General features: G+C 68.0%; 9 protein-coding genes and 1 tRNA gene. 7 read left to right on the top strand and 3 right to left on the bottom strand.

Annotation, left to right across the window (positions count from 1 at the left end; all coding sequences use genetic code 11):
* From AC3XYG_RS24985 to AC3XYG_RS24970, 4 genes are all read left to right on the top strand, one after another.
* Positions 1-769 (top strand): acyltransferase family protein (locus AC3XYG_RS24985; RefSeq protein WP_489142574.1); only part of this gene is annotated, 769 nt, incomplete at its 5' end.
* Between the two features lie 115 nt (positions 770-884).
* Complete coding sequence (locus tag AC3XYG_RS24980) at positions 885-1,202, top strand: phage holin family protein (protein WP_489142573.1); 318 nt, start codon at positions 885-887, stop codon at positions 1,200-1,202.
* A 65-nt stretch (positions 1,203-1,267) separates the two neighbouring features.
* Positions 1,268-1,945, top strand: a complete 678-nt coding sequence (locus AC3XYG_RS24975) for a hypothetical protein (protein ID WP_489142572.1) — start codon at positions 1,268-1,270, stop codon at positions 1,943-1,945.
* Positions 1,942-2,208, top strand: a complete 267-nt coding sequence (locus AC3XYG_RS24970) for a hypothetical protein (RefSeq protein WP_489142571.1) — start codon at positions 1,942-1,944, stop codon at positions 2,206-2,208. Before AC3XYG_RS24975 ends, AC3XYG_RS24970 begins: the two co-directional genes overlap by 4 nt.
* 164 nt (positions 2,209-2,372) lie before the next feature.
* On the opposite strand, the gene AC3XYG_RS24965 is transcribed toward AC3XYG_RS24970, so the two are convergent.
* Positions 2,373-2,464: transfer RNA gene (locus AC3XYG_RS24965), tRNA-Ser, on the bottom strand.
* Positions 2,465-2,745: 281 nt separating this feature from the next.
* Here AC3XYG_RS24965 and dxs point away from each other — a divergent pair.
* Both dxs and AC3XYG_RS24955 read left to right on the top strand, forming a co-directional pair.
* Positions 2,746-4,662 (top strand): 1-deoxy-D-xylulose-5-phosphate synthase, encoded by a 1,917-nt coding sequence (gene dxs / locus AC3XYG_RS24960; RefSeq protein WP_489142570.1) that lies wholly within the window; start codon positions 2,746-2,748, stop codon positions 4,660-4,662.
* A gap of 158 nt (positions 4,663-4,820) precedes the next feature.
* Positions 4,821-5,438, top strand: coding sequence for a hypothetical protein (locus tag AC3XYG_RS24955; RefSeq protein ID WP_489142569.1), 618 nt, complete (start codon positions 4,821-4,823; stop codon positions 5,436-5,438).
* Positions 5,439-5,466: 28 nt separating this feature from the next.
* Here AC3XYG_RS24955 and AC3XYG_RS24950 read toward each other — a convergent pair whose 3' ends face one another.
* Together AC3XYG_RS24950 and AC3XYG_RS24945 are read right to left on the bottom strand one after the other, a co-directional pair.
* Positions 5,467-6,819, bottom strand: coding sequence for a sigma-54-dependent transcriptional regulator (locus AC3XYG_RS24950; RefSeq protein ID WP_489142568.1), 1,353 nt, complete (start codon positions 6,817-6,819; stop codon positions 5,467-5,469).
* Positions 6,816-8,696, bottom strand: a complete 1,881-nt coding sequence (locus tag AC3XYG_RS24945) for a sensor histidine kinase (RefSeq protein WP_489142567.1) — start codon at positions 8,694-8,696, stop codon at positions 6,816-6,818. The genes AC3XYG_RS24950 and AC3XYG_RS24945 overlap by 4 nt, the downstream gene beginning before the upstream one ends.
* A gap of 333 nt (positions 8,697-9,029) precedes the next feature.
* Between AC3XYG_RS24945 and AC3XYG_RS24940 the strand changes: the two genes are divergently transcribed.
* On the top strand, positions 9,030-9,568 hold a 539-nt coding region (locus AC3XYG_RS24940), incomplete at its 3' end, for a cation:dicarboxylate symporter family transporter (RefSeq protein ID WP_489142566.1).

Raw genomic sequence — 9,568 nt, 5'->3', positions numbered from 1 at the left:
GTCGGCCGGGGCGGCCCTGCTGCCGGGGCTCATGCGGTCAACACAGGTTTCGGCCGAGACGGTCGTAAAATCGTTGCTGTTCATTCCGTTCTTTCAACCGAACGGAAATCTGGCACCAGTCCTCGGCGTTGGCTGGACGCTGAACTACGAGATGGGCTTTTACGCGGTCTTCGCGATCCTGCTCGGCCTGGGCATGCGGGCGCGGGTTCCGGCCGTGGCGTTGGTCTTCCTGGCGCTGTTCATCCTCGGCAAGGCGCTGGGGGCTGACAACCCGTTCGGCGTATTCCTGGGCCATTCGATCAGCTTCGAATTCGTCGCCGGCATGGCGCTGTACCTGCTGCATCGGCAGGGGCTGCGGGCCGGTCTGGTCCAGGTGGCGGCGCTGCTGTGCTTTGCCGTGCTCGTCTTCGGCTGGACAGTGATCAACGGGCCGCCCTCGCTGGACATGCGGTTCTTCCTATGGGGGCTGCCGGCCATCGCCGTGGTGGCTGCCGCCTTGTCGCTGCCGGATGTGAAGGGGCGCTTCGGCCGGTTCCTGGAATTTCTCGGCGACGCGTCTTACTCGATCTACCTGTCACACCTGTTCGTGATCGCGGCCCTCTTCATCGTCATGCGCCATTTCGGCATCGCATCGCCGGGCATCTTCCTCGCCGTGGCCTTGGGGGGGGCGCTTGCCGCGGGCGTCCTGTCCTACCGCTTCATTGAACTGCCGCTGTTGTACCTGGCCCGGTCCGGGGTCTCCCGCTTCCGGCGGCAACGCCCGACCTGATCGCCCGCCTGGGCTCGCCCACGGGCCGATGCCCGCCTATCGGGCACGCGTGCATCGGTGCCGATCCTCAAGCGCCCGCCTCTGGCGGGCCTTTTTATGTCCGGAGGAGGTTTCCATGGCCGACCCGCAGCCACCCCAGCCAGGGACGGTTTCGATTTTCCTGTCACTCGCCGGGCCGGTGATGTCCGCCGCGATCGGGGTCGTGATGCGGCACGCACACCGGGCCACGACCGGTAAGCCTTTCTCGATCCGTCGGCTTTCATTCGAGCTGCCCAGCGTGCTCGGCCTGGGGATCATGGGTGGCGCCCTCGGCGATTGGGTTGGCGCCGCGGAAACCGTCCGTTGGGGCCTGGCCGCCGCGCTGGGCTACCTCGGCCCCCAGGTGGTCGAGGTCGTTTTCTATCGCTGGATCGCCCGGCGCGATCCCGGCTGACCCGTCCCTGCAGGCCCCTCGAACCGCCCCGCCTCGCGCGGGGCTTTTCATGTCAGGAGACCTTCATGGCTGCATCGACCCGCGGGGAGCGGAACAACAATCCCGGCAATATCGAACGCAACGCTGCGAACAAGTGGCAGGGCCGCCTGCCCGACGCCGACTATCGCAACAGTGCAGAGTTTCGCCAGAACGGCGCCCGCTTCGACGTGTTCTCGTCGGTCGAATGGGGCATCCGTGCGCTGGCGATGTTGCTGATCGCCTATCAGGATCGGTACGGTCTGCGGACCATCAGCGGCATCATCAGCCGCTGGGCGCCGGCCGGGGAGAATGATGCGGGCGCCTACATCAGGCACGTATCGAGCCTGACCGGGTTCGCGCCGGACGCCGTGCTCGACTTGCACGGCTATGCCCATCTGGCGCCGCTGGTGAAGGCCATCATCACCCACGAGAATGGCCGCGACGTCTATCCCGACGCAACGGTCGACGATGGGCTGTTCCGCGCCGGCGTGAAGCCGCCCGGCAAAGTGGTGGTGAACAGCATGGCGGACCGCGCCAAGACCGTGGCCGTGATCGCTGGTGGCGGCACCGCCCTGCTGGGGCCGGTGGTGGACAGTCTGCAGACCGTGGCGCCGGCGGTGCCGATTATCCGGGACATTGCCTCGCTGCCGTGGTGGCTGCTGCTGGTCGGCGGCGCGGCCGCCGCGATCGGTGTCGGGGTCTGGCTGGTCATGAGGCGCCGATGATCGCCGCGGCATTGGCCTGGTTCAGCGGCACGGCCGTCGGCCGCTGGATCATCGCAGCCGGCGTGGTTGCGGCGGCCATCGGCAGCGCCTTGCTGCTTGGCCGGTGGCAGGGGCGCCAGGCGGCGGCGCAGGATCAGGAGGCAGGACAGCATGAAGCCTATCGGGACGCGGTCGAGACGCGAAACAGCGTCGAGGATCGCATTCGCCGTGCTGGCGACGGCACCGCTGCTGGCCGGTTGCGGGACGGCTGGTCGCGCGACTGAATGTGCCTGGGTTCGGCCGATCTATGTCAGCCGCAGCGACAACCTGACCGATGGCACGGCCCGCCAGATCCTGGCGCACAATGAGACCGGCAAGGCGATGTGTGGGTGGCGATAGGGGCGGTGGTATCTAAACCGCACATCTCCCTCGCCTGTCGGCAGGGAGATGGCGGAGGGACCGGGATTCGAACCCGGGCACAGGATTTCTCCCGTGGACGGTTTAGCAAACCGTTGCCTTCAGCCGCTCGGCCACCCCTCCGTCCGTGCGGCAGTGCCGCTCGGTCCGCGGTTCTTAAGGGGGCGGAGAGGGCTTGTCAATCACGGCCCGTGGCCGTGACGCCGCAGCCGCGGCGAATTCGCGCCGCACCCCCTCCGTGACACCGGATTTTCTTGATCGCGCCATCGCTCCCCTATAGTTGGAGGTGATATCGGGCAGGAATTTGGGGGTGGCTTCAGCCGAATGTCCGCCGTCACGGTGCAAGTAAGACGGACGCCGACGCCACCGATCGCCAGGACCAAGCCCGCCGAAAGCGAAGCTGAATGAAGCCAGTCACACCGCTGCTCGACACCATCCATACCCCCGCAGACCTTCGACTCCTGCCTGCTTCCGACGTGAGGCAGGTCGCCGATGAGCTCAGGGCCGAGACCATCGATGCGGTCTCGACCACGGGCGGCCATCTTGGCGCCGGGCTCGGCGTGGTCGAGCTGACCGTCGCCCTGCATCGCGTGTTCGACACGCCGCGCGACAAGCTGATCTGGGATGTCGGCCACCAAGCCTATCCGCACAAGATCCTGACCGGCCGGCGCGAGCGGATTCGCACGCTACGCCAGGGGGGCGGCCTGTCCGGCTTCACCCGGCGGTCGGAGAGCGAATACGATCCGTTCGGCGCGGCGCACAGCTCGACCTCGATTTCGGCCGGCCTCGGCATGGCCGTCGCCCGCGACCTCAAGGGCGATGATTTCCGCGTCGTGGCGGTGATCGGCGACGGGGCGATGAGCGCTGGCATGGCCTATGAGGCGATGAACAACGCCGGCGCGCTGAAGAGCCGCCTCGTCGTCATCCTCAACGACAACGACATGTCGATCGCGCCGCCGGTCGGCGCCATGAGCGCCTATCTGTCGCGGCTGATCTCGTCGCGCTCCTATCGCTCGCTGCGGCATCTGATGCGGGACGTCACCGCCGTCTTCCCGAAGCCGGTGGCACGTGCTGCCAAGAAGGCCGAGGAATACGCCCGCGGCCTCGTCACCGGCGGCACGATGTTCGAGGAACTGGGCTTCTACTATGTCGGCCCGATCGACGGGCACAATCTCGACCACCTGCTGCCGGTGCTCGAGAATGTCCGCGATGCCGATGATGGCCCGGTGCTGGTCCATGTCGTCACCCAGAAGGGCAAGGGCTACGGCCCGGCCGAAGCGGCGCCGGACAAGTATCACGGCGTCAACCGCTTCGACGTCATCACCGGCGCCCAGACCAAGCCGAAGAGCAATGCGCCGAGCTACACCGGCGTCTTCGCCCAGGCGCTGGTCCAGGAGGCCGAGGCCGACGACCGCATCGTCGCGGTCACCGCGGCCATGCCCACAGGCACCGGGCTGGACAAGTTCGCTCAGCGCTTCCCGAGCCGCATCTTCGATGTCGGCATCGCCGAGCAGCATGCGGTCACCTTTGCCGCGGGCATGGCGACGGAAGGGTTCAAGCCGTTCTGCGCGATCTATTCGACCTTCCTGCAGCGCGCTTACGACCAGGTCGTGCACGATGTCGCGATCCAGCACCTGCCGGTGCGGTTCGCAATCGACCGGGCCTGGCTGGTCGGGGCCGACGGCGCCACCCATGCCGGCGCCTTCGACATCTCCTATCTCGGCTGCCTGCCTGGCATGGTGCTGATGGCCGCGGCCGATGAGGCCGAGCTCGTGCATATGGTGGCCACCGCCGCTGCGCTCGACGACCGGCCCTCGGCCTTCCGCTATCCGCGCGGTGACGGCGTCGGGGTCGAACTGCCGGCCCGCGGCACGCCGCTGGCGCTCGGCAAGGGGCGGGTGCTGCGCGAAGGCACGACGATCGCGCTGCTCAGCTACGGCACACGCCTGCAGGAATGCCTCGCGGCCGCCGAGACGCTGGGCGGCATGGGCCTGTCGACCACGGTCGCCGACGCCCGCTTCGCCAAGCCGCTCGATACCGGCTTGGTTGAACAGCTGGCCCGCCATCACGCGGTGGTGATCACGATCGAGGAAGGGTCGGAGGGTGGTTTCGGCAGCATCGTCCTGCACCATCTGGCGCGGACCGGGTTGCTCGACCACGGGCTGAAGATCCGGCCGATGACTTTGCCGGACCGCTTCCAGGACCACGAGAAGCCGGAGCTGCAATACGCCGAGGCGGCGCTGTCGGCGCAGCACATCGTCGCCACGGCCGCCGCCGCGCTTGGCCTCGACGCTCCCGTCACGGGGGTGGTGCGGGCCTAGCCGCAGCGCTCATCGATATGTCTCAAAGGGCCACCCCGCTTCGTCGGGGTGGCCCTTTTTGCGTTTTGGGCCGCGGCGTTGGCGGAACCTGCGGCCAGGTCGCCCCGTTCTCTCCGTTCAAGGCCGATTTCCAATGCGGCTGCCGGCTTGGATCGGCCATGATGAAAGCCGAGTCGGCCTATGGGGGCGAGAAGGGGGACACGATGATACTGCGGCATGCCATCCTGGGGATGGCGGCGATGACATTGCTGGGGGCTTGCGTTTCAGCATCCGGGGAAACCAAGGCTCCAGTGGCCGTCCCTGTGGCCGCTGCAGCTCCGGCGACACCGGGCGCCGCTCTGGTCGGGATCGAGGCATTCCGTGGCTCCTGGGTCGGGGCCAGCGATGGCGATGGCGAGGCCAAGCGCGCCGCAGCCTTGATGATCGACGCATCGGCCGATGGCGCGTTGCTGCTGCGCTGGCGCAGTGCCGAAGGCGCGACCGCCAGCTCGGCCGAGGTCGATCCGAAGACGATCCGCGAGAACACCGTGCTGTTTCCGCCGTCCAAGAAGCCCGGTGTCTGGACCACCCGGCTGAAGACTGGCGCCCGGGCCAACGCTCAGCTTGAGGGGGCACTTCTGCTCACCGAACTGACCGTCAAGACCAGGGGCAAGACCGAGGTGCAGTCCTACCGCCGGACCCTGACGGCGCCGGGCCAGCTTTCACTGCACTACACCCGGACACTGAACGGCAAGGTCGAGAGCACGATCGACGCGGATTACATCAAGCTGCCTTGAGCCGAAGCGCCGTCGGCCAGCCTGGGATTCAGGCCCCACGCCGGCCGATCGGTTCGGCCCGATAGTCGTTCGGGTCGATGCCGTGCCGGGCCAGCTTGTCGTAGAAGGTCTTGCGTGGCAGGCCAAGGGCCTCGACGGTCGCCCGGACATCGCCGCCCCGTGTGGTCAGGGCCTCTCGAATCAGAGCGGCCTCATACTGTTCGACCCGCTCCGGCAGACTGGTCGACACCTCTGCCGCCGGCACGTCGACCTCGCCGAGACCCAGCGCCACCCGGTCGGCGAAATGGGCCAGCTCCCGGACATTGCCCGGCCAATCGTGATCCAAGAGATGGCGCCGCACCGCGTCGCTCAGCGATGGTTGGTCGCGGCGGAAGCGTTCGGTGGCCAGATCCAGAAAATGGGCGAACAGCAGCGGCACATCGGCGCGGCGCTCGCGCAGCGGCGGGATCCTCAGCGTGACCACGGCCAACCGATAGTACAGATCTGCCCGGAACCGGCCCTCCTGTGACGCCCGGCTCAGGTCGGTCTTGGTCGCGGCGACGACGCGCAGGTCGAGCGGCCGCCGCTCATTGGTGCCCAGCGGTTCCACGGCGCGATCTTCCAGCACCCGCAGCAGCTTCACCTGAAGCCCCGGCGGCATGCTTTCCAGCTCGTCGAGAAACAGCGTGCCGCCATCGGCATGCTCGATCCGGCCGATGCGGCGCTTCTGCGCCCCGGTGAAGGCCCCGGCCTCGTGCCCGAACAGCTCGCTTTCGATCACGCTCTCGGGCAGCGCGCCGCAATTCAGCGCCACCAGGGGCTTCGCCCGGCGGCGGCTCCAGCGGTGCAGCGCCTCGGCCACCACCTCCTTGCCCGAGCCGGTCTCCCCCAGCACCAGCACGTCGACATCGGCATCCGCCACGTCGCGTACGGTGCGGCGCAGCCGTTCCATCTCCGGCGTGTCGCCCAGGAAGGCCGCATCGTCTGCCTGTTCCAGCGCCGCCCGCAGCCGCCGGTTCTCGGTCACCAGCCGGCGCTTCTCCGCCGCCCGCCGGACGCTGTCTACCAGGCGGTCGGCCGGATAGGGCTTGGCCAGGAAATCGTAGGCCCCCTCCTGCATCGCCGCCACCGCCATGGCGATGTCGCCATGACCGGTGATCAGGATCACCGGCAGGTCGGGGTCAAGCGCGCGCAGCTGACGGAACAGCGCCAGGCCGTCGGTCTCGGGCATGCGGATATCGGTGACGACCACTCCGGGGAAGTCGCGGTCGATCGCAGCCAGGGCCTGGCGGGCGGAGTCGAGCGCCGTGACCTCGAAGCCGGCCAGCTCCAGGCTCTGTACATTGGCGTGCCGGATCTCCGCCTCGTCGTCGACGAAGACGACCCGCCCTGCCGCGTTCACGGGGCCCGCCTCAGCGTGACGGTGAAGACGGCACCGCCACCATCGCGATTGCCGGCCGCGATCGTGCCGCCGAACTCCCGTGCGATGTCCTGGCAGATCACCAGGCCGAGGCCGAGCCCGGCCGGCTTGGTGGTGCTGAAGGGAATGAACAGCGCCTTCATCGTGTCGGGGTCAAGGCCCTTGCCGGTGTCGGAAACCGCGATCCTAACCTGATCGTCCGCGGCGTCCACAATGATGCGGATTTCGGGATCCGACAGCCCTGCCAAGGCGTCCAGGGCGTTCTGCAGCAGGTTCACCAGAATCTGCTCCAGCCGCACCCGTTCCGCCACCGCGCGGACGTCCGAAGGCGGCAGATCCTGCACCAGCCGCACGGATTGCCGCCGGATGCGGGGGCGCGTCAGCAGCAGTGCGCCTTCGACCGCGGCGGCACAGGATGTCGGCTCGAGCTGGTTTGTCGCCTTGCGCGAGAAGGCCCTGAGATGCTGGGTGATGGCGCCAACCCGGTCGGTCAGCCCGGCGATGGTCGTCAGATTCTCGCGCACGGCCGTCCGCTTGTCCCGGTCGAGGAACACGGCGGCATTGTCGGCATAGGACCGGATGGCGGCGATCGGCTGGTTGATCTCATGCGCCACGCTGGCCGCCACCTGGCCCATGATCGCCAGGCGGTTGGCTTGGGTCAGTTCCTCCTGCAGCTGCTGTCGGATCTGGTCGACCCGGCGCCGTTCGTCGATCTCATCGGTCAGACGCAGATTGGCGTCGTTCAGCGCCTGGGTGCGTTCGGCGACCCGGCGCTCCAGTTCGGCCTGGGTCGCCGCCTGCCGGACGGCATGGCTCAGCGCGCGATGCCGGCGATACAGCAGCGCCGCGGCGCCAGCGAGGGCGAGCAGGGTGACTAGCCCGGCGATCAGCCGGGTGTCTGTCATGGCACGGCCGACCGCCGGCGAGGTCGGCGCCAGCAGGTGCAAGGTCCAGCCGGTGGTCGGCACCGGAGCGGACAAGGCCAGGAAGCGCCCGGGCAGCCGCGCGCCCGGCAGGGTCGCGATCACCGCCTCGGGGCGGGGCGAGGCCGTGTCCGGCGCGATCGGCAGCGGGTCGAGCGGCGCCGCGCCATATTGCAGGCTTTCGCGCACCGCGGCGCGCTCGCTCTCCGGCAGCGGACCGAAGCTGCGGAACCGCCAGTCCGGTGCGTCGGTCAACAGCACGACATTGTGCTCGTCGGTGACGAACGCCGTCTCGGCAAAGCGGCTCCAGGCTTCCTCCATCGGGTCGAATTCGACCTTGACCACGATGACGCCGAGCAACCCGTTCGGCCCGTCGATCCGCCGTGACAGATAGGTGCCGGGCCGACGGCTCATCGTCCCCATGGCGAAGAACTCGGCGGCGCCGGCATCGACCGCCCGCTGGTAATAGGCGCGGAAGGCGTAGTGCTGGCCGACAAAACTGATCGGCTCGCGCCAGTTGCTGGCTGCGATCGCCGTGCCGCTGCGATCCAGCAGATAGATGACGGCGGCCCGCGTGCCCTGGCTCAACGCCTCGAACTTCGCATTGATGGCATCCAGGCGCGGCTGGTCGTTTGCGGAGCCCAGCGCGGCCCGTACATCCGGATCCTGGGCCAGCACGAAGGGCAGGGAGCGTTGCTTCTCCAACTCGCTGCGCAACATCGCCACATGCAGGCCAAGCGCGGCCTCGGCCGAGCGGGAGATCTCTCCCAGCGCCCGGTCGCGCCCGACCGGGCCGGCCAGCCAGACCACCGTGGCCAGCAGGATCAGGCCGATGGCCGCAAATACTGCCCAGTTGCGGCGCAGATGCGGTCCGGCCGGATCGGTGACGGGCCGGGCGGGCAGGTCGACGGTCCGGTCGCGTGCGATGGTGCTCATTCAGCCTCGTCCCGGCGGGTCGGGATGCCGGAGCGCCAACCTAGCACTTCCTCCGCGGAATCGCCTCGCCGACGGCTGTGTGGATCTCCGCACCTGCCGAGCTCGGTTTGTGCGGAGTTCCGCTCACAGAGGTTCGGAGGCTTTGCGGCGCACCGGAAAAAGCGTCGGCCGATCAACAAGATGGCAAAAATTGGGCAAACAGGTGCAGACTGGCATGGTGATTGCACCGCATGGAGCAGCCGCCCGCAAGAAGGGGCCATCCCCAGGGCGGCAGGAAACCCCAAGCCGGCCTCGTCCCGATCATCGGCGGCGTGAGCCAGAGGAGTGTGTGCCATGGCCACTCGCCCTGCCGACGCCGCCCCGCGGCCGTCCCTGCCGTTCTATCGGCATCTGTATGTCCAGGTCCTGTTCGCCGTCCTGATCGGCATTCTGCTCGGCCACTTCTATCCCGATATCGGTGCGGCGATGAAGCCGCTCGGCGACGGCTTCATCAGCTTGGTGCGGATGATCATCTCACCGGTGATCTTCCTGACCGTCGTCACCGGCATCGCCGGGATGAGCGACCTGAAGAAGGTCGGCCGGGTCGGCGCCAAGGCCATGATCTATTTCCTGGCGTTCTCGACCCTGGCCCTGATCGTCGGCCTGATCATCGCCAACCTGGTCCAGCCGGGCGCCGGTCTGAACATCGATCCGGCAACGCTCGACACCAAGTCGGTCGAGAGCTACGCCGCCAAGGCGCATGACCAGTCGGTCATCGGCTTCCTGACCAACATCATCCCGAACACGATGTTCAGCGCCTTCGTCGGCGGCGACATCCTGCAGGTGCTGTTCGTCTCGGTGCTGTTCGGCGTCGGCCTGGCCATGACCGGCGA

The sequence above is a fragment of the Inquilinus sp. genome (assembly GCF_057815775.1).
The sequence above is the reverse complement of the archived record's forward strand: the minus strand, read 5'-3'. Positions and strand labels throughout refer to the sequence as shown.